The following is a 24241-nucleotide window of genomic DNA, read 5'->3' on the forward strand; positions in this document are numbered from 1 at the left end:
ACTATGCTACGCTTTGTAATTGCTTCGCTATTACTCCTCCATGGCCTGATTCACGTAGTAGGTTTTGTGAACCAGTGGGCACTGGCTCTTGGTACTCAGATGAGTGGAAAGTCGCTGATAACGATGTCGGCAGGAACCTCTAAATTGATGGGTATCCTGTGGCTCATAACGGGGCTGTGTTTTTTACTGGCTTCAGTATCTTATTGGCTTCAGCGTGACTGGTGGCTGACGGTAGCGCTGGTCAGTGTAGTCCTTTCGCAGGCACTCATTATTATCTACTGGCCGGATGCAAAGGCTGGTACGGTAGTGAATGTACTCATCGCGTTAGTCATTGGGATGACCCATGCGCATAACCGATTTGAGCAGTTTGCCGATCAGGAAGCAAGGCTGTTAATAAGCCAGCCTACTAACGGCAGTCAGGTTATTACCCGCGAAATGCTGATCCATCTGCCTACGCCCGTGCAACAATGGCTGATAGCCAGTGGCGTTGTAGGAAAAGAAATGGTCCATTCTGTCCGGCTTCAACAAAAAGGGTTGATGCGCACCAGCCCCGACGGTACGTGGATGCCCACCACAGCCAAACAATATATTGATGTAGATAAACCCGGCTTTGTCTGGAAGGCTGATGTGCAGATGTTTTCCTTATTGCCGCTGGCGGGGCTTGATAAATACGTCGATGGCAAGGGCAGCATGCAGATAAAAGGCCTATCATGTATTCCGATTGTCAATGCGTCCGATGCTAAAATAGATCAGGGAGAATTGCTGCGTTATCTGAGCGAGATGTGCTGGTACCCGTCGGCAGCGCTTAGTCCGTTCATCACCTGGCAACCCATTGATGCTAACCAGGCGCAGGCCACCATGCGCTATAAAGGGGTAACAACCTCCGCCATTTTCACCTTTGATACCCAGCATCGATTAGTGAGTGTTTCTGCCAAACGGTATAAAAGGAATGATACCCAGAGCCAGAAGGAGGACTGGTATATACCGGCCCGTGCCTGGAAGTCAATGGATGGCATTGTAATACCCGTTAAAGGTGACGTCATCTGGAAGCTACCTACCGGCGATTTCAACTACTACCAATGGGAAATTACAGCTATCGACTATAACACACCAGTGCTTTATTAGGTAATCCATTCGGGTGAACAATAAACAATAAGCCTCGTCATCAGCGTTAGTTTTATGTTCGTAACGTAGCAGATTTAGTTGACATACTATTAAAAGGTATATGATGCGTGCCATGATCTTATCCCAAACTGGCCCTTTTGAGGCTGGAGAAAAACCGTTGACACTGACGGATTTGCCATTGCCGGTTCCGAAATCGAATGAAATTCGCGTCCACGTTGCGGCCTGTGGCGTTTGCCATACCGAACTAGATGAATTAGAAGGTCGAACAGCACCGCCCCGGTTGCCGGTGGTGCCCGGTCATCAGGTGGTGGGAACGGTGGATGCCGTTGGGAAAGAGGCAACCCGATTTCGACCGGGTGACCGGGTGGGTGTCGCCTGGATATTTTCTGCTTGTGGTCACTGCGAATTCTGCCAGTCGGCTCGAGAGAATTTATGCGCTCAATTTCGGGCGACGGGCCGGGACGTTAACGGCGGCTACGCCGATTATATGGTTGTGGGAGAGCCTTTCGCGTATCCTATTCCCGATGGGCTAAGTGACACCCAGGCCGCTCCACTCCTGTGTGCGGGGGCCATCGGGTATCGATCATTACGGCTGGCAAATCTACAGGACGGGCAATGCATCGGCCTGACGGGGTTTGGCGCATCCGGACATTTGATGCTGAAGTTGCTGGCTCATCAATTTCCGAAATCGTCGGTGTACGTGTTCGCCAGGAGTGAAACCGAGCGGCAGTTCGCCTACGAGTTGGGCGCTACGTGGGCGGGTGACACAGGCGACGATCCTGGCCAGCTACTTGACGTTGTCATTGACACGACACCTGCCTGGAAACCTATTGTTGAAGCGCTACGTATCCTGAAACCAGGCGGCCGACTGGTGATTAACGCGATCCGAAAAGAAGAAAGGGATAAAGCGTATCTGCTCCATCTGAACTACCCAGAACACCTCTGGCAGGAAAAAGAAATCGTTAGTGTGGCTAACGTAACGCGAGCCGATGTCCAGGAGTTTTTAACGCTTGCCGTCACTATTCCCATTCTGTCAGATGTGCAAACGTATCCACTCGCCCAGGCGAATGAAGCATTATGGCGTGTTAAGCAAGGGCAAAACAGGGGTGCCCTGGTGTTGGTCATGTAATGGCTCCCTGGCGTGCTTAATAGTATCGCAGATTTCCCTGATTTTCTGTTTCCGCTGTGCTTTACTTAAAAATCGAACCTGTGTAATGCGTCTTACATTGACGGGCTCGATTCCACAGTACTCCAGCGTCGCGTTTTTAAGCGCATGAATATCACTGATTCTGTATCGCACCAGATTCGCCCGCCGGGCGCAGTCCTGGTCGCGATTAGCTCTGGCTTTCAGTCACTTACCCCGGAGAGGATCATCATCACACTACATAAACTTACTGGTGACCGTGTGCCATCCTTGTTCACTTCTTGACGTGCTGCTTAATCGTAGTCTCACCCGCCAGCTAGCCTGTAATCGAATTCTTACTTCCACTAGCCATCCTTGCAGAGAAGCAACTAGCATCAACGAATACGGCGAGTAGATGGCGTCGCCAATGATTTTACAGGTAAAAGCTCTCTATCAGATGTATTACTAATTAGTAATAATTAGCTAAACGATTACATAGCTGTATTTTGTATGATTATTTATAAATAGTCTATATATCAGACTGTTATGTTGAATAATATTTTGCTGACTACTGATTGTTTATCAGGTACAATTACTTATTTCGCATTACTCTCCTCTTTTAACTACCTGTAATCATGCGAATAAATTCAAAATCTACCTTACCTACTAAAGCATCTGAACCGGTATTCAAGAAGCCATTGTGCTGAATGTCTAAATCAGTATGCGTTACACCCTAATCCACTCCGAGGGGAACGAATAATAATCTAGGTAAAACATTTAGTTCGCCTTCCTAAACCCTAAAACTGTCATGGAGAATTCTATTATAGATAATTCTGAATTAGTGCAAAACGTGTTAATGGCCTCACCAAATGTGGTGTTAGTTCTTCAGCCAATTTTTAGCATTAAAGGCGGACGACTCGACCTCTTTCTAACATCCATTAATGCAGCAGCCCAAAAAGAACTAAACTGTCCCGCTCGCGAAGTGCTTGGCCAGTCATTCTCCCGCTTTTTTCCCCACCTGGCTGATAGTGAAACAATAGGCCGGTATTGGGATGTAATTAGCAAAGGACAACCGGATCAGTTCGATATCTTTTGTACCCGTTCTGGCCAATCTGCGCCCAGCGTTTTTAAAGTGTCGGCTGTCCCGATGCTACATAATCTATTGATAACGTACATAGAAATACCCCAAACGCCCTCCGAAGACGACGATACGGGCGAATCCGGCTCTACGCTGCTGCAACAGGCCTTCAATGAAGCCGCTAACGGCCTGTCTGTCTTTGAAGTCATCCTGGATGAACATGGGCAGCCTAGCGATTTTCGGCTCGTTATGCTCAATAAAGCGGGAAGAGTCATGAGTGGTTCTCTGGGGGAAGAATTAGTGGGTAAGACACTCTGGGAGATGTATCCGGCCACTAAGATCAATGGGCTTTTCGATCGGTATGTTCAGGTTTGGCAAACGGGTGTCCTGTTTTCCTCAGAACACTATTACCCCGAATATGATATTTGGCGGGATGTCAAAATCGTTCGTGTCGAACAGGGTGTATTAGTAAGCTATACCGATATCACAGCCCTAAAAAAATCGGAGGAACAGGCGCGCCAGCAAGCTCAGTTGGTCGATGATCTTTTGGAGCGGGTACCCATTGGAATAGCCGTTCTCACACCGGTTAAATATGAAACGAGTGTTGGCGGCCGCGAGGTGTATTTTCAGGTAGTACGGGTTAATTCACTCTTTGAAGAAGTGATCGGCCTGTCGGCTTCTCAAACGGTTGGTCAGTTTATCAACCGGCTTCTGCCGAAAACGAATGCGGAAGGCCTACTAAGAAATTGCCTGGCAGCCCTTGAAAGTGGCAAAACACAGGTAATTGAGATGGAATTGACCGCCTATTCCCTGTCGCGCTGGTATCAGTTATCCATAGCCCCTAAAGGCGAGCAACTTATCGTTAGTTTTACCAACATCACCTCCCTGAAACAGGCGCAGCAGCACCAGATGGAACTGCTGGATTCAGTGCTTAGTGGCTCCCAAAACGCCATTCTGGCCTTCGACGCGATTCGGGATTCTGATGGGACAATTGTCGATTTTCGGTACCTCCTGCAAAACGAAGCCAAGCGGCAACTGGCAGGACGTACCGACGAACAGACACTGGGCCGCACCATGTTGGACGTATTTCCTCAAGTCAGAGAAAAAGGATTGCTGGACCGTTACATCGAGGTCGTCAAAACTGGCTATCCATTGCGTACCCAGACGGAGTTTACCTATGGCAATAAAAAGGGTTGGTATGATTTGTCAGCAGTGAAATACGGTGATGGTCTGGTACTCACCATTCAGGAAAAAACAGTCGAACAGCAGATTCTTCATCAATTACAAACCAACGCCGAACTTCTTCAAACCATTATCGATAACATACCTTCGGGTTTAGTATTCTGGGAAGCCGTACGTGATGACAGGAACCAATTAATCGACTTCCGATATAGATTGAGTAACTTAATAAATTCCATCACAACAGGATATTTGACTGAAACGCTGATGGGCCAGAATCTACTTCAACTTTTCCCCTATTTACGTGAAACTCCACTGGAAGCAGCCCTCCGGGAAGTTGTCGAGATGGGTCAAACGCAGCGGATGGTGTTTACCGACTACATCGAGCCCGGAAGAGGCTGGTTTGATGCTCAGTTTATCCGGGTTGGTGACGGCGTACTGATGAGTTATATCGATGTTACCGAAGCGCGTCAGGCAAAAGCAACAGGCCGACCTAATGCGGCTGATTATCAACGCATAACTGACAGGCCTCGTCCTGTTTAAACCCGTTCGGGAGCAGACAACCAATGGCCAGTTCGGCCCGATTGTTGATTTTATGTATGTACTAGTAAACGAAACCGAATGTCGACTAACGAGTCGGTCAGATAATGAATCGATCGGCCATCGATTTAAGCAGCTTTTCCCCAGCATTCAGGGACAGGCGTTAGTTGAATTTATGAGTGAAGTGGCAGAAGCCGGGCAACCAAAGGAATGGGTATTCCCCTTTTTTAGTGACAATATCCGGGGCTGGTTTCAAGCCTCGTTGGTACCTCATGGTAATCAGGTACTTTTTACGTTCCTGGACGTAACGGAACTCAAGTGTCAGCAGCAGGCACTAGAACACACGAATCACGACCTGCGCCGAAGTAATGAAAACCTCCAGAAATTTGCCTACGTGGCCCGCCACGATTTACAGGAGCCGCTCCGTAAGATTCAATCATTTGTTGATATACTGGTTACGAATTTCGGTCAGGTATTGGATGAAGCCGCTCAGGATATCAGTAGTCGGATGCAGGGAGCAGCCCACCGGATGTCCAGATTGATCAAACATTTACTCAGCTATTTCCGCTTGTCTAGCCAACCGATCCAGGCAAAATCTATAGCGCTGGCATCACTACTAACCCGTGCGCTTGGTGAGCTGACTACAACCTCATGCTGGGTTACCATCGAAGGTTTCGCCCACGCTGGACCTGTATCGCGAGCTGGTCATGGACTCCCTGCAACGGATGGAACTGGCGGCTCACCTGGATGAATTTTTTATAATCGCTTAGGGGTTTAGTCCGTCGGTATATCATTCATCCATCTTACCATGACTCATATACAGTTACCAGGCTGTGAAAGCCCTATCCTTATTGATTCCATTCTTTGGATGAAAGGTGAGGCCAACTATACCCGTATTCATCATGTTGATGGACACGTTAGTCTGGTGACCAAGTCCCTTAATTACTTTACCTCCTTCGCCGGTTTAGTACGGGTACATCGTTCGGCCATTGTTAATTCTCTCTACGTCCATCGATTAGCTTATACAAAAGGTCGTTGGGGATGGGTTTATCTAGTCAACGGCAAGGTCGTAGCCGTTTCCAGGACATATCTTCCTCTACTCATAAGCTTGTTTCCTCACGGGCCGATCGAGGAAGAGTTGTGATTAACTCAAATAAAACATTTCCTTTTTATTCATTCACACATGGATAACTAAAACGGGCTTTTTTGTGTGATTTAGCACATCTTCGGCTACACTACCCGACAGAATGTGCCGTAATCCTTTGTAGCCGTGGGTGAATACCACAATCAGATCAGCCTGTACCTCGTCGGCATAGTCGATAATACCATCCGGGACATCCCTCGCCTTACGTATCGTACAGGTGAATTCCGTAATGCCTTTGCCCGTAGCGAATTCATGGACCCAGTCGCGTATGCCTTCTGGAACCCGGCTATCGGTAGGCGTCAGTACATACAGAAACTGGTGCAGGCCCTGCTCACCCATCTGAAAGGGATAGTGCTGAACAGCTTTCAGACGCTCATCCAGATCAACCGCATAGACGATATTTTCTGGATGGAAATGCGCAATAGGACTCTTAATGATGAGTACCGGGCAGTGTGCGTACCGGACAATGCTTTCGGCATTCGAACCCACTAGCCATTCTTCCAGACCAGACGCCCCCTCCGAACTCATCACAATCAGATCGGCAGGAGCATCCGTAACATTCTGAATCAGGCTCTGTCCATTGGTCAGTAACGTGGGAACGATGGTTACGCCCTGGTATTGGCTATTGGCGGCAAACTGCTCTAATTTGGTTTTAGCCTCTCGTTCAATTGCCTGGCATTCGGCTACCGTTAAGTTTGCCGCAACCATTGCCGCTTCCCCGAAAGCAGGTATGGGCATCGGATAAACTACGGAATGCAGGAGGAGTATCGTCGATCGGTACGTTCTGGCAAGATCAACAGCTACCGACAGGGCAACGTCCGTTTCGGGACTCAGATCGGTGGGAACAACAATCGTATTCATACGTAGGTAAGTTTTAAAATAGCTGGAACAAAGGAACTTACTAGTATCCTCCCGCAACCTGACGACTACTACGTAATTCACTGATTTATATCACATTCATCCTTGACCTGGCTCCGGGTATGCTGGCTGGACCAAGTGTAGTTTTGGTCCGGATTAAAGACTTGAACAACGGATTAACACCCCAAGTAATCATGGAGACACTGGACACACTTCTGACCATAGCCTACGTGGTTGTGAACATCTTTTCAGTCACGCAGCTGATCGGCACGTATCGCTGGCCTGCCACAACCCGGGTCCTTTTCTTTCTGCTTTTTAGTATAGCCGCCTTTGTTAACATCCGAAACGCACTCGAAACGCCCTGGGTTTACCAGAGCTACGCCGATTATGCCATCCCCATTTACCGGCGATTTATTCTCGGTCTGTTCGACGACTTTACAACACCGATTGTGCTCAGCATCGGGGTTGGTCAGATTCTGATTGCCTTCTCTATGTTTATGAAAGGCGACGGGTTTCGGATAGGTTGTCTGGGCGGGATGATTTTCTGCCTGGCCATTGCTCCCCTTGGATTTGGGTCTGCGTTTCCATCCTCGCTGCTGTTTGCCTTGGCTTTTAATCGACTTTATGAGCAGCAAAATCCGAAGCCTATCCGGAAGATTCGCCAGACTGAACGAGTTCTTTTGCCTGTTGATTAACAGGCGACTATGCTATCAATTAGCATACAGCAACGAATCGCTCTAATTCGTACTCATCAAATTCATATCATCATGTACAAGATTCTGTTACTAACCGATTTTTCAAATGCCTCCCGGCATGCCATTGCCTATACACAGGCGCTATTTGCCGATACGGCCGTCGATTTCTGCTTATTTCATGCGTTTCCATTTGTACCCGAAGAAGGCTACAGCGGTACAGTTTTGCTCGGTGAACAGATTGAGTCAGCGGAGAAGTCCATCACCTCGCTTCAGCGTACCATCACGCAGCAACCCGTGCCTACCTATCATACCTATCGATCTCAGGTGGCACTGGGCGCCCCAGCGCGTGCCGTTGAGGTACTCCTTACCCAGGAATATTTCGATCTGGTTGTCCTGGGGGCTACCGGCTCGGGTAAGAATGAATTTTTTGGTAGTGTAGCGACGGGTATGATTCGGGAAGTTAAAACCAACGTCCTGGTTGTACCGGTTTGCGCCCCCATTCGTCCTGTTGAGCAGATGGTGCTGGCTACTGACTACAAATCGATCAACGACGCGCAATCACTACGTATGGTGAACGATATAGCCAGCCGAAAGGCCGCCCTACTAACGCTGCTCACGATCGAAAATCCAAACCGTTCCGAAACGCGCGTCTCCGAACCCGGTCGGCAGTACGTGCTGAGAAATCTGGAGAACGTGTTGACCGAAACGTATATCATACACGATGACACGGTGCTGCATGGCATCAAAGCGTACCTGAAAGCGCACGCCGTTGATCTGTTGGTGATGTTGCCGCATCACAAGGGCTTTTTTGATGTGCTGACCCATAATAGTGTGAGTCGTTCCGTCGCGTTTCATCCTACGGTTCCACTTCTGACACTTTACGACGATGACGTTCGTGACGCTACGTCAAAGGAAACCTCGGCCTTTGATCTGATTCCTTTTGCTACTTATTTGTAAACTCCCTGGCTCATGAGAACCGAAAAATATCGTCAGCTGACTGATGTGCATCTGCTGAATCAAATCTGGCGCAGTGATCTGGAGATTGCTCTGCACGAAGTAAATTTTTGGGAAGATCTGCTGAACTCGCTGGATGCCGACCTTGACCCCGTTCCCAAGACCCACGATGAGACCTGGAAAACGGAGTTGGGCCAGCTGCATCATTTTCGTCGGTTAATCAAGCGGTTACTGGCAGAAATCCAGGATCTTGACAAACAAATAGCGTATGGCGTGCGCGTCGACCATATACTGGATACCGATACCCGGTTAAACTATCAGTATCTGCGGGAAGAAATGGATAGTTTTCATGCCGATTTTCGCGCGTTTAAAGCCGAAATCCGGCAGTACGTAACGGCTCAGCCTACGTTCTAGGTAACGCTAGCCAAGTGGCGTCGGTGCATCTGCAAAGTGCTTGTATTTTCTCAATACCCGACCCAGCCAATAGGTGATCGGAATGATCACTTTCTTGACAAAAGCAGGAAGCTCGGCCATATCGTATTCCCGTCCATACCGACTCATTAGGTAAGCGGCATCGAACGCTTCTGGCTGCGCCTTGCCCGATTTGTTCTGGGCAGCATAGATTGCCGACAGGTAGTAGACGACGCTATTGGCAGGTGCTATCCAGCCGGTGCACCTCAAGGGCTCTTGACCCGCATTCCAGAATTTGTGAGCCACGCCACGTTTGAACAGGACACTATCGCCGACTGCAGCGTATTGGGGCTCCTGGCCCTGAATTTGATAAGCCAGTTTACCCGATACAACCGTCAGGGATTCGTCCTGCATAAAATGCGTGTGCATAGGCGGCCCTGACTGAGGACTTACCCAGTTTTCAACCAGTACTTTATCGCCCTCCGGGCCTGGCTCTACGGCGATAAATGTGAGCTTTTCGCCTATGCAGTTTTGAATTGTGTGAGGATATACAATTGTCATTGGTTTGGAAGTTTTTGTCAAACCTAGTAAGTTTAGGACACTGTCCAAATTTCAAAATGACTAAAGAGGAGAAAATTGTTGCTAAAGCGTTAGAAATGTTCAATGAACGGGGAATTGAGTATGTTGGACTGCGGGAGATCGCAACTGCCCTTGGCATCCGGGTTGGCAACCTCACCTATTATTTCCCGACTAAAGACGATCTGGTAAATCGACTGGCCCAGGACCTGTCGAGGTTAAATGAACAACTTACTATAGACGAGAACCTTACCCTTTTTTCGTTTCTGGATCGATTTCGGAGCATCTTTATGCACCACGTTCAATACCGCTGCCTGCTACTCAGTTTTGTCCATTTGATGACCCAGAACAAGGTACTATCTGAAGGGTATAAGGAAACGGAAAAAAAACGGTATTCGTCTATCATTGCCAACTTGTCGTTGTTGCAGCAGCGTGGTTATTTAAGTCCGGAAACGGATACTGATTTTCTGGTTTCCGTTATTACGCTTACGGCCCGTTTCTGGCTTTCCGAAGCGAGTGTGTCATTTGCTCAGCGCAGTTCGTATGAACAGATCAAGCAATATGTCACGCTCCTGGCTAAACTATTCGGTCCGTATGCGACCGAGACTGGCAGGGAGGATATTCGCCAATTTGTGACGGGCTTGTGAAGCCAGGCTGGCTGTCGGGTAAGCGCTGTCTGCAACTTGTTTTCAGATCGTTTATCCAACCAATTCTTAAATGACTTTTTGCCGCAGTCTCAACAGAAATAAATCTGTAATTAGTAGCCTTAAGATTCACATTGAATGAGGGCGGGGTCAATTGAGTCCGGCATGGTTCTGCTTTTGTGTACCAATTGAATTGGCAATGTCAGGACGGGCACGGGTGCGTGATTCGCTACGTCTTCGGCCAAGCTTCCCTGAAGTAAGTGGCGAAGTCCCCGCCAGCCGTGCGTACCCAGCACAATTAGGTCGGCTTTTTTCTCCCGAACGAACGTTAGTAAGGCTTCTTCCACATCAAATTCATCCAATTGGCTCAGGACACTGCCACCTAAACAATACCGGGCGGCAAACGCTTCCATGCGGGGCCGAATCACATGCGTCGGCACAAAATGACCAAGGGTATTGACAAACAGCAAATGAACTGTTGGGTAGTCGAACGTATCGAGCAACGTTTGTAGCAGATCGATTGACGAGTCATAACTGTCCTCGAAGTCGGACGCAAACACAATCGTTTTAACCGATAAGTAGGCCGGTGGATTTTTAAGTACCAGAATAGGCATGTTGGCCCGTCGAATCAGGTGTTCAGCATTCGACCCCATCAGGGCTTCTTTCCAACCGCTGGCCTCTGTGGAGGCCACAATCAGCATGTCAGCATTATTAAAGCGTTGATCGTCCAACAAATCTGTCGGATCGTTGCCAAATATCACATGCGTGTGCACTTTCAGATGTTGCAGACAGGGAAGCAACAGAACATCATCAAACAGTTGTTCGATCTCACCCATCGTCTGAAGATACTGCTCGTCAGCATCCCGAAGAAATGAGGAATAACCCGCTGGTGTCGGTGGCAAAATATGAACCAGATGCAATGTTGCAGGCAATTGCCGGGCCAGTTGGGCCGCCATGGGCAACGCTTGAGCTGCCGCATCGGAAAAGTCGGTTGGAAATACGATTTTTTCATGATCGATTAAGCGGATGAGCGTTATAAATGAGGACAGGTTTTCCGGTAGCCAGCCACCAGGCTGTTGCTATAAGCTGAACTACTGGCTGTAAAGATGCCAGCTAAACAGTACGTAACCCATGAGCATCGTCTGTTGATCAACTGATCCAAATCACAAGAAAATTTTACCAGCATCAGCCTTCAGACCTGCCAGTATCATGGACCTTTGGCCTAGCATTCATTTGTTTTGCCCGGTATCTGATCCAACCTAAATAGGCATTGCATGAAAACTAGTTTTACTCAATAGTAGAAAAGTGGATGGCTGACGTTGCTATTGATGGGACTTAGCCTCGCCCTACAGGCTAAACCAACCTGGACATTCCGCTTGGTGGTGGCAGTCGAGGAGCAAATTACCCCTGGTCATTCTTGGCAATCCCAGTCAGGAGCAACTACGTATCTTGATCGAGGGAGCAGACGATCAGGCCCTACAACTCCGGTTAGGTGATTTATAGGGTTAACCAATCGAAAGCCGCCGTATTGAGCGGGCGGACAAGTTAGAAGGGAAAAATTTTCAGGTTAACCCGACTCAATCGAAAGTCTTCCTGCTCCAGACGATGACGGCCACCCAATACAGATCGCTAAAAAACAGTCAAAATTAGCCAAAAGCATTAATTGAACGTACTGAAAATAAAGGTCCTTGCCAATACGATAGGATATTCAACTTTCAGTAATCCGCCTGATCAGGATTTGGCCGGCTCCTGATTCTAATCATGTCCCTACCTTATGCCTCCGCCTATTTTTGTCTTATTGAATCAGAGAAATTACGCGTAGCTGATACGTCATTTTTAACCCTACTTAATCAAGCAAACCATGATACCAACCAGGATGAAGGCAGCCGTTGCCCGAGCCTACGGGCAGCCCCTTCAAATAGAAGATGTGCCCGTTCCTACTCTAATACCGGGCCGGATTTTAGTCAAGGTGGCCGCCTGCGGAGTTTGCCATACTGATTTGCATGCCATCAACGGCGACTGGCCCGTCAAGGCAAGCTTGCCGCTGATTCCAGGGCATGAAGGTGTAGGCACCGTCGTCGCGATCGGCGAGGGGGTGACAAACGTCCAGCTCGGCGATCGGGTGGGCGTTCCCTGGCTGTATACGGCCTGTGGGCACTGCGAGCATTGCTTTACGGGCTGGGAAACACTGTGCGAAAGCCAGCAGAATACGGGCTATTCGGTACAGGGAAGCTACGCAGAATACGTCCTGGCAGACCCCAATTATGTGGGTGTTCTACCCGACTCACTCTCATTTGAGGAAGCGGCCCCCATTCTGTGCGCGGGTGTTACGGTCTATAAAGGCCTGAAAGAAACCGAGGTTAAGCCTGGTCAGTGGGTGGTTATTTCAGGCGTTGGCGGGTTGGGGCATCTGGCCGTTCAGTATGCCAAAGCCATGGGTATGCGGGTGGCCGCCGTTGACATTCAGGATGATAAATTAACCCTGGCCAAAAGCGTTGGTGCCGAGTTGGTAATCAATGCGGCCAACGAAGATCCGGTTAAAGCGATTCAGCAACGGATCAAGGGGGCACATGGCGTACTGGTGACGGCGGTTTCCCGGTCCGCTTTTGCGCAGGGTGTCGGGATGCTGCGTCGTCATGGCACGATAGCCCTGGTGGGCCTGCCACCGGGTGAGTTTGACCTGAACATTTTCGATCTGGTATTGACGAGGAAAACCGTCCGGGGGTCGATTGTGGGTACCCGGCAGGATCTGGTCGAGAGCCTGGCTTTTGCGGCTGAGGGCCAGGTGAAAGTCCATTACCACATCGACCAGTTGGAAAATATCAACCAGGTACTGGCTGATATGACGGCGGGCAAGATAAATGGTCGTGTCGTGCTACGTATTGCAGAAACCGAAGCGGAGCTACAAACCCAATCACAGGTTACTCATTCGCTGGAGACTTTAGTTGCCTAGTTGAAAACACCGCCAGGATCAAGATAGGACTTGATCCTGGCGGTGTTTTTTTGATCTGGTACCTTCCTGGCGATTCTTTAGAAACGTGCAGAAAACAGGTGTCAATGGCCTTCCCCGGTTCGTCATAGCCTGCCAACGTGGCTGGTTTTTGATGTAGGCATTAACTCCGGAGTCCGCTTGTAAGGTGGCCAGTCAGGACATCTTTGTCTCCGCCCGTCTGACTCTGCCACCGATCTTCACGTAGTAAATCATCACTCATAGTCACGTCTCAGTATGGAGTTAGTAGCCACGTCAAATCCCTCATCACCTAACCGGAAGATCGCTTATTTTTCGATGGAGTTTGCCTATGCGCAAGCGCTCAAAACCTATTCGGGCGGGCTGGGTTTCCTGGCGGGCTCACACATGCGAAGTGCCCATGCCCTGCAACAGCCCATTGTGGCTATTGGTATTCTGTGGAAATACGGGTACTACGATCAGGTGCGCAAAGCCGACCAGACAATGGATACTTTGTTTATGGAAAAGCACTACAGCTTCCTCCAGCCAACGAATCTAACGTTTCAGATTCAGGTGAATAATGCGCCTGTCTGGGTTACAGCCTTTTACTTACCGCCAACCGTTTTCGGTACTGTTCCGACGTATTTTCTGTCTACGGATGTACCGGAAAATGATTACCTGGCGCAAACCATCTGCCATAAACTCTACGACCCCAATCCTGAAACCCGTATTGCGTCGAGCATTCTGCTGGGTATCGGTGGGGCTAAACTGCTGGAGCAACTGCACATCGAACCCGACGTGTACCATATGAATGAGAGCCATCCCTTGCCTTTGGGGTTTTATTTATATCGGCAGTTAGGAAGCCTTGAGGCTGTTCAGGAGCGGCTGGTGTTTACGACCCACACCCCGGAGGAAGCCGGGAATCCGCGAACGGATATTCGCCTGCTGGATCGAATGGGCTTTTTCGACTACTTGCCGCTGGACGAAGTTCGCCGGATTTCCGGTGTCAATGATGACCAGTTCAACTGGGCATTAGGCTCGTTACGACTCGCCGGGCGGGCCAATGCGGTCTCCCAAAAACATCGGCAGGTGAGCGAGCTGATGTGGGGAAACTACCCCGCGATTGCCCCGCTGATGTCTATAACGAACGCTCAGAATCAGGAATTCTGGGGTGATCCGACGCTAAATGTTGCCGCGGTCAGAAATGACGATACCACGCTTAAATCCAGAAAGCGCACGAACAAACAGGCGTTATTCGATTTGGTCGTCAATCAAACGGGTGATCTGTTCAATCCTGACGTATTCACAATCGTCTGGGCCCGTCGATTCGCGGGCTACAAACGGGCCGATCTGCTGCTGACTGATCCAGGCCGATTTGATCGGTTGCTGACCAATCCCCGGTATCCTGTGCAAATAATCTGGGCGGGAAAGCCCTACCCATTCGATTACGCCAGCATTGGTACGTTTGATCGACTAGTTCATGTTTCTAAGCAATATACCAATTGCGCTGTACTGATTGGCTATGAACTCTATCTCTCCAAACGCCTTAAACAAGGGGCTGATCTATGGTTGAATACGCCCCGTCTGACCCGCGAGGCTTCGGGCACCAGTGGAATGACGGCGGCTATGAACGGAGCCATTAACTGCTCAACAAATGACGGATGGGTTCCAGAATTCGCTCATAACGGCATCAACAGTTTCGTACTGCCCGAAGCTGACCTGAACTGGCCTCTACATGAACAAGATGCGTTCGATGCCGATAATCTATATACGCTGCTGGAATCGGTTATTTTGCCGATGTATTATGAGCAGCCAGAGCAGTGGGTACAAATTATGAAAAGCAGTATTCACGACATAGTGCCGTACTTCGACTCGAACCGGATGGCTAGGGAATATGATGAGAAACTGTATTCGCTTCCACAAACCGTTTGTGCACCACTCGAAGCCGTCAACGCTTAATTGAGTGGTGAGGTGCTGAAGAAAGCTGTAAAGAATGGGCTAGCCCCCTTTGTTAAGGATCCGATTTGTTGCCAGTTGAGCCATTTTGAGTGAGGGGGTATCGACGGGTTTGATTTTTTAATTTCGACCCCATAATAAACCAATAACCAGCCCAGGAAGCCCGGACTGGTTACTTTTTACACATGTTGCTCCAGTTTAGCAGTTACTATGTAAGCACATTTATGCGAATAGAATAAGGGTCAATGTCGTGTAAAAGCGAATCAGCCTGGTTAAACAACCGCCAGCAGCGGTATGTCGGTCAGGCGGGCTATACGCTGGGTTTCGCCTTCCGAAAACAATTTCTGAAGCCAGTTTCGAGTCTGGGGAAGCATCATGATCAGATCAGCTTTGTTGACATGAGCGAACTGAAGCAACGTGTCATAGACTTCATCTCCCGCCACGATACTTAACGTATGGGGCTGCGGAATCAGCAATCGCCGGATATGTTCAGCCCGTTCTTTTAGCTCCTCATCGTCTGGGTACGCGCTCACGCACACAACGTTGATCACACAGTCGAAGGACCGGGTAAAAGTTAGCGCCGTTTCCAAGGCGACAGCATTAGGGGGCTGGGACAGATCAATACAAAGAACCATATTTTTTATTTGGGCGTAGCCAGCACCGGGCGGAATCAGGAGCAGTGAAACGTCCGTTTCGGCCACCATACCCGTGGCAATACTGCCCATCAACTGAGCACTGGCAGGTGCCGTTCCTACCGTCGACATGACTAGTAAATCTGCGTGTTCAGCTTGGGTAAACTCACGAATAGCATTCATGGTATGGCCTTCCCGCACGGCGTATCGAATGGGTAATTCCAAGCCAACTTCATCTTGTATCTCGCTGGTCAGATGCTTCAGGGCCTTCTCACTATCCGCCTGCATCATCTTTACTGATAGTGGAAAGTCCCCTTCTTTAGCTGGATTGTCGGGCCAGAGATGAAATGCGTGAAACAGCAGTAAGTTAGCTTTTTGGTCTTTAGCCAGGTGGGCTGCAAAGTAGGCGGCTTGTTTTGCATTGTTAGAAAAATCGGTGGCAAGCACAATCGTTTTCATGGGTCAGCTATAGTTTATGAAGTCAACAATACCCTTTGTTGCCAGACGTCTATCAGTAAAGAATCGAATCAACGTAACGTGCTTTTTTCACGCGTTTCCTGGGGAGAATAACCACCCAAAAGTACATACATTATAAAGGGAGGGAACTGAGTTGCCTTAGCCCGGATACTGATTCTAGTCAACCAGGCTCGTAAAGATGTAAAGAAAATCTTGTCTATGTTTCGATCTAAGCAGATCGAAAAACGTCCGGGCCACTCCAATAGTCACTGCGTTTCTTGTTGGTGATCAGATTCCTCCTGGCCAGTTCCAGAACACCTTTATTGACATAACTGCGACGAGTCTCCACGCAACTCGTACGCCAAAACATTACGAAAGAAAAAACGCATGTAAACTTATCGAAAATGGGTATTGGGAACGGATAAGGAAAGCGGCATGAGCTGTGTCACACAAAAGTGAAAAGGCACGCCAAAGCATTCTGGGCGGAGCTATCGCGTCATTTACCCAACTGGAAAGAGTTGAACGAGCAGCTAGCCGGTATCGGGTGTAAGAAAATCCAATAAGTCATCGTGTACTATCTTAATAAGTTCTTTAAGTTTACCAGTAGACGGGGCTAGATAGCTGTAAACTAACTAGATGTATTGTCACTTCGTATGCTACGGATTGAGTTGGACAGTTATTAAAATCACCGCTCCGGCGGCCTGGCGAAATAAGCCTTCGTATTGCACATTTCCGTATCTCACTTTCTTATAAGGGTACCAGCGTAACTTAACTTTAGGCTTTCCTGATGCATCTGATGGGGCGTTAAATAATTCAGCGAAGCGTGCGGTCGTACCGTGTTATAAGCCGTAATCGCTCGTTCGATACCCTCGGCAGCTGCAGCAAAAGAGGTAAAGGTCCGGCTCAGTTTGCAATCATCTTTTAGGGATTGAAGCACGCGCTCGGCCATCGAGTTTTCGTTCGGATCACCTGACTCAGTCATACTGATGATGGCATTCACTAGCCCCCCAGCCACTCTTCTAATTCGGCGGCTTGAACTCGTTCAGCGCGATAAGCTTCGACCACTTTCCATTTAAAGAACGGTCCGCCGTAGCGGTCGAGTTTTCTTTTTCCTATATGCTACTAAGTCCTCAAGATACGTATTCATACTGGATTCTGACTAAATTTTCCCGTAGCCTACAGACTTACTGCGCGGAATATTTTTAGACAATAACCGGGAAAAATAGAGAAGTGCTCCGTTTGACTGAATAAATATGCCTTTGTTAGTATTAACCTATAAATAGGAGTGGTGACTGACGTACGGTACGTATCTGATTCGATTCCCTGTGAGATATACCTTTCTGCTTTTGTTCGTATGGATAGGCGCATCGCTGGCAACGGCACAGCCGGCCCGCCGTTAAACGCCTGTACATTGCCAATGACGACCATACCGATTACATGTGGACGGCCAACGAGGCAACATACGACTCGGCGTTTGTCCATATGCTCGACTATTACCTGCACCAGATCGATTCTACCCAGGGCAACCCGCCCGACTTTCAGGCTCGCTTCAACTGCGATGGGAATTACTGGCTTCGGGCTTACCAGAAATACCGCTCTCCGGCCCAGTTCGGCCGGCTGATTGCGGCTATCAAGTCGGGTCATATTAGCCGCCCGCTGAATATGCTGATCAGCACCTACGGTGCACAGCCGACGGAGGCTGTCCTTCGCGGCATGTATTATGCCCGTAGCCTGGAGCGAGCCTATACACTGCGGTTCAGGCTAGCGCAGACGATGGAAAATAACACCATTCCGATGGGATTGAGCTCACTCTGGGCCGGGTCGGGAGCCAAATACAGCTACAAAGGAATAGGGGGATATGGGAGCCAGATGACGTATGAGTACCGGGATAATCGCCGGAACCAACTGTACCGATACACGGGTCTGGACGGGTCGGGGGTGTTGATGAAATGGTACAATTACAACGAAGCCCTAACGGCCCCGCTTGGTGGGTATGCTGAATGCCGATTGTTTCCGAAAAAAAGGCCTGCCAACGTCAGTCAAACGGAAGAGATCAGCCGGGTCATTACTAAACTGGACGCTATGTGTGACACGGTTTCGGTCAAATCAAGGTACCCGTTTAACGTGGCCGGGGCCTTCGGCTACGGCTGGGACGATCTGGAAACCTATGTGTCGAACCCGTTCATCCAGGCTGCCCGGAACGGCACCACGGTAAATCGAAAAGTGCGGGTTTCCAATGAAGAAGACTTTTTTGACGACGTTGCCCGAAGCTACCCAAAGCTGCCTGCCGAGTCGGTGAGTTATGGGAATGAGTGGGATTTGTACTGTGCGTCGATGAACGAGACCACCGCCCGGGTGCGCCGTTCGACGGAAAAACTGCGCACGGCCGAAGCGCTGGCCTCCCTGGTGGCCCTGAAAAGGCCCGACTTCGCTAATCGCCTGTCACCAGCTCGTGCACTGGCCTGGGAGTCGTTCGGTATGTACTGGGAACACAACTGGACCGCCGATGGACCGGTTAAGAATTCGGTGCGGGCAGAGTGGCCAAACAAGATTCAGCAGCAGATCAGTGGCTATGTCGATTCGCTCGTTTCCCTCTCTATCCGAACCCTCGGCAGTCAACTCAAAAAAGCGCTCAACCCACGTTTTTATGTATTCAATCCGCTAAGCTGGACCCGAAGCGACATCGCCAATCTGGCCTACGCCGGTACTTACCCGGTTCGGGTGATCGACGTATCTACGCAGAAAGAAGTCGCCAGTCAGCTGTATTGGCCGGACTGCGGTCCGCCGGGGCTGGTTGCAGAAATACCCGGAGCTACCGATGACGGCCGAGTCGATCTTTACCCAAAAATATAGCGGGAACCCGGATGCCGAAGCGATCGTGGACGAGTACCTTGGCTACCTGAAAACCGGCATCGATAATTATATAAATATCTACGCCCCCGACGTCATTGTGTTGGGCGGAGGTATTGCCAAAGGACTCGGCAAAAAGGAAATAGACCGATTGCACATGCCCGGCTTGTTACGTCCCTTTAAAGCCTATAAAACAACCATCTTCATCTCGGAACTGCAAGAGCAGGCGGGTATTCTGGGTAGTGCAGCCTTGTTCAAATGAATAGTTATTCAACACAGAGCCACGGAGAACACAGCGTTTTATAAAAACCGTTTTCTCTGTGTTCTCCGTGGCTCTGTGTTGACTTTAACTTGTTACAGACCTAATGAAAAACAACCCTGAAGCCTGGATTTTGTATTCGATAGCTGCCGCTTTTTTCTGGGGCACCTGGGGCGTAGCGGCCAAGCTGATCTCAGACCAGGTCAGTCCGTTCACGAATCACCTGCTGTTCAGTGTCAGCATGTTATTGACATTGCTACTGGTGATCAAAAAGGTCAGAACCACGACGCCCAATCGGAAAGGCATATTGTGGGGGCTGGTTGCGGGTATGCTGGCTGTTATTGGCAATGTTGCCGTATATAAGGCCTTTACGTCGGGTGGGCTGGCCGCTATTGTGATTCCGGTAACCAACCTGTACCCGCTCGTGACGATTGCGATTGCCTTACTTGTCTTTAAGGAGAAACTGAACTGGATCAACGGCATCGGTATTTTACTGGCGATCCCGGCGGTGGTCATGCTCTCGGGCGAATCGCTATTGTTTAATAATCCGGGGGCTTTTTTCAGCAGTCTCGACCTGAATTCCTGGCTGCTTTACTCGCTGGTTGCTCTGTTTTTCTGGGGGGTGTTTAGTGCGGCCCAGAAAGAAACGACCAATTCGATTTCGGCCGAATGGTCCTACGTGAGCTTTATTGTATCCTCCGTGGTGATTGCGTTGGTCTTTGTCGGTTCGGGCTTGGCCAGTTTACAACTGTCAAGTAAGACGCTGAGTCTGGGTTCGCTCGTGGGTATGTTGAATGGCCTTGGCGTATTGGCTAGCTTTGCGGCTTACAGCGCCGAAGGGAAAGCGTCCAAGGTGACGACCATTGCGGGTGCCCTGCAACCGGTTTTTACCATAATACTGGCCATCATCTTCCTGAACGAAAGTCTATCGTTCATTGAATCGTTGGGTATTGTGCTGGCAATTGTGGGTGCACTGACTTTGTCGTACGAAAAACCATCTGTAACACAACCATTATGAATCCAATCCTGAAAATACCTGCCCGTGCCAGGGACGTACTGAACAGTCCTGCTAGTGCCTTGCCCCTGCACGTACCTTACCTCGGTATGGGCTCATCATACTTTGCTCCGCTGGCATTTAAGTACATGGGTGTCCCGATTCAGCCAGAGCTGGCGTCGGAATATGTATACTACGGTACTAAGAGCCAGAAAGCGCCAATGGCCGTTCTGCTGTCGCAGTCGGGCCGGAGTAGCGAAGTACTCTGGTGTCGGGAGTTGGTCGATCAGTACGTGGCCGTATCGAACGACACGAACAGCGAGTTGTGTACCGCGCCGAATGTGGCCCGCGTACTGCCGATCATGGCTGGGGAAGAGCACTACTCGTCCTCCAAAACCTACGTTAATACGCTGGTTACCCTGTTCAAGGGGTTTGGCTTCTCGCCCGAGGCAGCTGTGGCCCTGATCGCCGACAACTTTGAGCAGTACCGCGAAAAGGGACACCAACTAGCTGAGCAGGTCCTGGCCCTTCGTCGCCAGTTTCCCATTCACGGCATGTACGTGACGGGGAGCGGCCCCAATATTGGCACCGCTTACGAAGCCGCCCTGATTCTGAGTGAGAGCACGAAACTGAATTTCCACGGTCTTCCGATGGCACAGTACGACCACGGACCGAAAGAAACGGCTAAGGACAGCATCGTGATTCAAATCCTGGCGAAGGGACCCGCCTATGAACGGACGCAGCGGTTATCGGAGATGATTACTAAAGCGGGGGCGCATGTGTTGACGGTTGAATCCACCGTTCAATCTGCTAATACGGCTGACGAAAACCTGTCCATTCTCCACAACATTATACCGTTCAATTTCATGGCCTATTATATGGCTGAGGCAATGAATATTGGCGAGACGTTTGTGGTGGGGGGTAAGGTGACGGAAGCCGATTGATAGCGGGTCAATGTGTTAGAAGCGTCCCTGCAACAAAAACTGATCGGTGCGGGCGAAGAGCAGTGAATAAAAGCTGAAGTCGCTTTTGTTCGTGTCGATCCGCTTTTCCAGCCGAAGTACCGGGCTTCCGGGGTCAATTTGTAGTTTTCCGGCAATGGATTCATCGGCGGCCAACGCCTGAATTTTCTGCTCGCCCCCTGTAACAACCAGGCCGTATTTGGTGCGCAGCAGATCGAAAAACGAGCGATTTTCCAGTCGTTGCCGCGATAAGTTTGGCAAATACCGATTCGGTAAAATCAGCTTTTCGTAAAATACGGGCGTGCCGTTAACGGCGCGAAGCCGATCCAGACAATAGTAGGTAGCGTCCGGGGCTTCATCGGTCGGGTAAAACAACAGCTCTTTGGGGAACGCACACAGGTAGGGTTTGGTGAGGATGGCCGTTGTGATCAGTTCGGGCGAGAGCTCTTCCAAAGCCGCTGCTTTCTCATCAGCACTCACCGCATGGGTTTTCAGCGACATGACGCCCAGCCCAATCGGAATGGCCTGTACGATACTGCCTTTTCCCTGGTGCTTCTTAATATAGCCGTCCTGAACCAGTAAGGAAAGCGCTTGCCGGATCGTAGGCTGCGTAAGCCGATATTGCTGTTGGAGCACACTCTCGGAAGGCAATAGATCGCCTGCTTTGAATACCCCCCGGATAATATCCTGCCGGAGCGCTTCATATAGATACTGGTATTGAGGAACGCGGTTGAGTTGGTCAGTCATATCGCCAATAAAGATAATAAACCAAGGGGGAAGTGTGTTTGAAAGGTTTTTAACTTATAATAATATATTAAATAAATTATAAATTTACCATTGTAAATCAATTAATTATGTTATTTGTAATAAACTTATTATAATAAGTTATTTGAACTTGTATCCATTCTTTATACCTTCGAATCAGTAAAAGGAAAGTAATAGATTCGATGTGATGGGTCAGTGGTTAGAGCAGGAACGAATTGTAATCATCGGCGGAACAACCGGTCTGGGTTTCTCGGCGGCTAAAGCGTTTGTCGAGGAAGGCGCATCGGTTATCGTAGTCGGTCGCGATGCTGACAGTGGGCGTCAGGCCGAAGCCCAATTACACGGTAAAGGAATTGCTGTCAGCGGGGATGCCACTGATCCGACTACGGCCCCTGCGGCTATTGACCGTTGCCGACAGGAATTCGGGGGATTCGATGGACTTTACCACGTAGCCGGGGGAAGCGGGCGACGCTACGGTGATGGCCCGCTCCATGAACTTAGTCTCGACGGTTGGAATTACACCGTCGCCCTGAATCTGACCTCGCTCATGCTTTCCAATCAGGCGGCTGTACGGGCGTTCCTGGAGCAGGGAACCGGCGGTACGATCCTGAACATGGGCTCGGTGCTGGGCTCACGACCGTCGCCCGCCTATTTCGCTACTCATGCCTATGCCGCCACTAAATCGGCGGTAATTGGCTTTACTAAATCCATCGCGGCCTACTACGCACCGAATAACATACGCATCAACGTACTGGCTCCGGCGCTGGTCGAAACACCAATGGCCCAACGGGCCGCACAGGACGACACAATTCTATCCTTCATCCAGACCAAACAGCCGCTGGATGGTGGGCGCATGGGCCAACCCGGCGACCTTGACGGCGCAGCCGTCTATTTTCTTTCCGACGCATCCCGGTTCACCACGGGGCAGGTGCTGTCCGTGGATGGCGGCTGGAGCATCAGCGAAGGACAAGTGTAGTTGAGTGGTTATTCGTTAGTAAGAACCTGTGTTAACTTTTATTTCGATGGCGTTTTTGTCATTCCGACGAAGGAGGAATCTTCGGTAATCACTAAACATCTCCTCATGCGAAGATTCCTCCTTCGTCGGAATGACAAAAAAACGTACCTGTCTAGGACCAATTTTTAAAAGCTTAAACAGCTTCTAGACAAAGAATATGTCAAACCATTCAACCAATTAACTATTAACCAAATTGAGTCAGACAATCGGCATTGACTTAGGCGGTACGCGCATCAAGGGCGTCTTGATCGACGCCACCACAGGAGCCGTACTCCATCAACTCGTTACCCCAACCGGCGACGGTGACAGCCGCAACTGGCAACAGGCTGTGGCCCATACCGTACAGGCGTTGAGCCAGCAGGCCACCGGGTCGGTGCTGGGTATTGGCTTGTCGGCGCCGGGGTTGCCTACGCCCGATAACACGGCCATTGCCTGTATGCCCGGCCGATTGCAAGGACTGGAAGGGCTCAACTGGTCGGACTTTCTGGACAAGCCGGTTCGGGTGCTCAACGACGCCCATGCCGCTCTGATGGCCGAAGCCCGCTTTGGTGCGCTCAAGGGGGTGCAGCATGGCCTCATGCTTACCCTGGGTACGGGCGTGGGGGGCGGCCTGTTGCTGAACGGACAGCTCTACCAGGGTTTCTTTCAAATGGCTGGTCATCTGGGACATAGCACGGTGAATGCCGATAGTGTGCATCCTGACATTACCAACATGCCCGGCAGTCTGGAAGATGCCATTGGCAACGTAACCGTAGGGAAACGCTCGTTTGGACGCTACCAGACCACGCACGAACTGGTCGATGGGTACCGGCAGGGTGAGCCGCTGGCCACGCAGGTCTGGCTTACGTCGATCCGGCAACTGGCCGTTGCGCTGGCCTCGTTCGCCAATGCGTTCTCGCCCGAAGTTATCGTGCTGGGTGGCGGTATCATGCAGGCCGACAGGGCCTTGCTCGACCCGCTCCAAACCTTTTTCGACCTGTTTGAATGGCGACCGGCGGGCAAAAAGACGACGATCCGTAAAGCCTATTTCGAGGATTGGGCCGGGGCTATTGGCGCTGCGGCTTTTCTAAACCAATAA

Annotated in this window: 24 protein-coding genes; 18 read left to right on the plus strand and 6 right to left on the minus strand. The window is 50.0% G+C overall.

The genetic code is table 11. From position 1 onward, the window contains the following. The first annotated feature begins 3 nt into the window (after window positions 1-3). From ACYVEA_RS09300 to ACYVEA_RS09320, 5 genes are all read left to right on the plus strand, one after another. Window positions 4-1125, plus strand: a complete 1122-nt coding sequence (locus ACYVEA_RS09300; protein WP_461113155.1) for a DUF6544 family protein — start codon at window positions 4-6, stop codon at window positions 1123-1125. 112 nt (window positions 1126-1237) lie between these two features. Beyond that, window positions 1238-2254 carry a zinc-dependent alcohol dehydrogenase family protein gene (locus ACYVEA_RS09305; protein WP_461113156.1) on the plus strand — a complete coding sequence of 339 codons (1017 nt, stop codon included), beginning with the start codon at window positions 1238-1240 and terminating at the stop codon, window positions 2252-2254. 802 nt (window positions 2255-3056) lie between these two features. Beyond that, on the plus strand, window positions 3057-5048 hold the full coding sequence (locus tag ACYVEA_RS09310) for a PAS domain-containing protein (RefSeq protein ID WP_461113157.1): 1992 nt from the start codon (window positions 3057-3059) through the stop codon (window positions 5046-5048). A gap of 52 nt (window positions 5049-5100) precedes the next feature. Next, complete coding sequence (locus ACYVEA_RS09315) at window positions 5101-5796, plus strand: PAS domain-containing sensor histidine kinase (protein ID WP_461113158.1); 696 nt, start codon at window positions 5101-5103, stop codon at window positions 5794-5796. A gap of 57 nt (window positions 5797-5853) precedes the next feature. After that, entirely contained in the window at window positions 5854-6189 is a 336-nt protein-coding gene (locus ACYVEA_RS09320) for a LytTR family transcriptional regulator DNA-binding domain-containing protein (protein ID WP_461113159.1), read from the plus strand. Window positions 6190-6222: 33 nt separating this feature from the next. Here the strand turns inward: ACYVEA_RS09320 and ACYVEA_RS09325 are convergent, their stop codons facing one another. Beyond that, entirely contained in the window at window positions 6223-7050 is an 828-nt protein-coding gene (locus ACYVEA_RS09325; protein WP_461113160.1) for a universal stress protein, read from the minus strand. 191 nt (window positions 7051-7241) lie between these two features. Here ACYVEA_RS09325 and ACYVEA_RS09330 point away from each other — a divergent pair, with 191 nt between their 5' ends. The 3 genes from ACYVEA_RS09330 to ACYVEA_RS09340 all read left to right on the plus strand — a co-directional run bounded on the left by ACYVEA_RS09330 (window position 7242) and on the right by ACYVEA_RS09340 (window position 9110). Then, window positions 7242-7742 (plus strand): hypothetical protein, encoded by a 501-nt coding sequence (locus ACYVEA_RS09330; protein WP_461113161.1) that lies wholly within the window; start codon window positions 7242-7244, stop codon window positions 7740-7742. A 72-nt stretch (window positions 7743-7814) separates the two neighbouring features. Further along, window positions 7815-8699 (plus strand): universal stress protein, encoded by an 885-nt coding sequence (locus tag ACYVEA_RS09335; RefSeq protein ID WP_461113162.1) that lies wholly within the window; start codon window positions 7815-7817, stop codon window positions 8697-8699. Between the two features lie 12 nt (window positions 8700-8711). Next, on the plus strand, window positions 8712-9110 hold the full coding sequence (locus ACYVEA_RS09340) for a hypothetical protein (RefSeq protein WP_461113163.1): 399 nt from the start codon (window positions 8712-8714) through the stop codon (window positions 9108-9110). Window positions 9111-9116: 6 nt separating this feature from the next. On the opposite strand, the gene ACYVEA_RS09345 is transcribed toward ACYVEA_RS09340, so the two are convergent. After that, entirely contained in the window at window positions 9117-9668 is a 552-nt protein-coding gene (locus ACYVEA_RS09345; RefSeq protein WP_461113164.1) for a cupin domain-containing protein, read from the minus strand. A gap of 56 nt (window positions 9669-9724) precedes the next feature. On the opposite strand from ACYVEA_RS09345, the gene ACYVEA_RS09350 reads away from it, so the two are divergent. After that, window positions 9725-10330, plus strand: coding sequence for a TetR/AcrR family transcriptional regulator (locus tag ACYVEA_RS09350; RefSeq protein ID WP_461113165.1), 606 nt, complete (start codon window positions 9725-9727; stop codon window positions 10328-10330). Between the two features lie 119 nt (window positions 10331-10449). Here the strand turns inward: ACYVEA_RS09350 and ACYVEA_RS09355 are convergent, their stop codons facing one another. After that, window positions 10450-11376 (minus strand): universal stress protein, encoded by a 927-nt coding sequence (locus ACYVEA_RS09355; RefSeq protein ID WP_461114063.1) that lies wholly within the window; start codon window positions 11374-11376, stop codon window positions 10450-10452. 812 nt (window positions 11377-12188) lie between these two features. Here ACYVEA_RS09355 and adhP point away from each other — a divergent pair. Further along, a complete protein-coding gene (gene adhP, locus ACYVEA_RS09360; protein ID WP_461113166.1) occupies window positions 12189-13280 on the plus strand; it encodes an alcohol dehydrogenase AdhP in 1092 nt (363 codons plus the stop codon). Between the two features lie 273 nt (window positions 13281-13553). Beyond that, window positions 13554-15233: an alpha-glucan family phosphorylase gene (gene glgP, locus ACYVEA_RS09365; RefSeq protein ID WP_461113167.1), complete on the plus strand. Its 1680-nt coding sequence runs from the start codon at window positions 13554-13556 to the stop codon at window positions 15231-15233. A gap of 269 nt (window positions 15234-15502) precedes the next feature. Here the strand turns inward: glgP and ACYVEA_RS09370 are convergent, their stop codons facing one another. Beyond that, on the minus strand, window positions 15503-16321 hold the full coding sequence (locus ACYVEA_RS09370; protein WP_461113168.1) for a universal stress protein: 819 nt from the start codon (window positions 16319-16321) through the stop codon (window positions 15503-15505). A 437-nt stretch (window positions 16322-16758) separates the two neighbouring features. Between ACYVEA_RS09370 and ACYVEA_RS09375 the strand changes: the two genes are divergently transcribed. Next, on the plus strand, window positions 16759-16881 hold the full coding sequence (locus ACYVEA_RS09375) for a YgjP-like metallopeptidase domain-containing protein (protein ID WP_461114064.1): 123 nt from the start codon (window positions 16759-16761) through the stop codon (window positions 16879-16881). A 176-nt stretch (window positions 16882-17057) separates the two neighbouring features. Here the strand turns inward: ACYVEA_RS09375 and ACYVEA_RS09380 are convergent, their stop codons facing one another. Next, window positions 17058-17300: an integrase core domain-containing protein gene (locus tag ACYVEA_RS09380; protein ID WP_461113169.1), complete on the minus strand. Its 243-nt coding sequence runs from the start codon at window positions 17298-17300 to the stop codon at window positions 17058-17060. 455 nt (window positions 17301-17755) lie between these two features. Here ACYVEA_RS09380 and ACYVEA_RS09385 point away from each other — a divergent pair, with 455 nt between their 5' ends. The 4 genes from ACYVEA_RS09385 (at window position 17756) to ACYVEA_RS09400 (ending at window position 21365) form a co-directional block, all read left to right on the plus strand. After that, a complete protein-coding gene (locus ACYVEA_RS09385) occupies window positions 17756-19171 on the plus strand; it encodes a hypothetical protein (RefSeq protein ID WP_461113170.1) in 1416 nt (471 codons plus the stop codon). Further along, on the plus strand, window positions 19137-19430 hold the full coding sequence (locus ACYVEA_RS09390; protein WP_461113171.1) for an ROK family protein: 294 nt from the start codon (window positions 19137-19139) through the stop codon (window positions 19428-19430). The genes ACYVEA_RS09385 and ACYVEA_RS09390 overlap by 35 nt, the downstream gene beginning before the upstream one ends. A gap of 103 nt (window positions 19431-19533) precedes the next feature. Then, window positions 19534-20445, plus strand: coding sequence for a DMT family transporter (locus ACYVEA_RS09395; protein ID WP_461113172.1), 912 nt, complete (start codon window positions 19534-19536; stop codon window positions 20443-20445). After that, window positions 20442-21365, plus strand: coding sequence for an SIS domain-containing protein (locus ACYVEA_RS09400; RefSeq protein WP_461113173.1), 924 nt, complete (start codon window positions 20442-20444; stop codon window positions 21363-21365). Before ACYVEA_RS09395 ends, ACYVEA_RS09400 begins: the two co-directional genes overlap by 4 nt. A 15-nt stretch (window positions 21366-21380) precedes the next feature. Here ACYVEA_RS09400 and ACYVEA_RS09405 read toward each other — a convergent pair whose 3' ends face one another. Beyond that, a complete protein-coding gene (locus ACYVEA_RS09405) occupies window positions 21381-22130 on the minus strand; it encodes a GntR family transcriptional regulator (protein ID WP_461113174.1) in 750 nt (249 codons plus the stop codon). A gap of 205 nt (window positions 22131-22335) precedes the next feature. Here ACYVEA_RS09405 and ACYVEA_RS09410 point away from each other — a divergent pair, with 205 nt between their 5' ends. Both ACYVEA_RS09410 and ACYVEA_RS09415 read left to right on the plus strand, forming a co-directional pair. After that, on the plus strand, window positions 22336-23124 hold the full coding sequence (locus ACYVEA_RS09410) for an SDR family NAD(P)-dependent oxidoreductase (protein ID WP_461113175.1): 789 nt from the start codon (window positions 22336-22338) through the stop codon (window positions 23122-23124). A gap of 232 nt (window positions 23125-23356) precedes the next feature. Continuing rightward, a complete protein-coding gene (locus ACYVEA_RS09415) occupies window positions 23357-24241 on the plus strand; it encodes an ROK family protein (RefSeq protein ID WP_461113176.1) in 885 nt (294 codons plus the stop codon).

It is taken from the genome of Spirosoma jeollabukense (genome assembly GCF_054777855.1).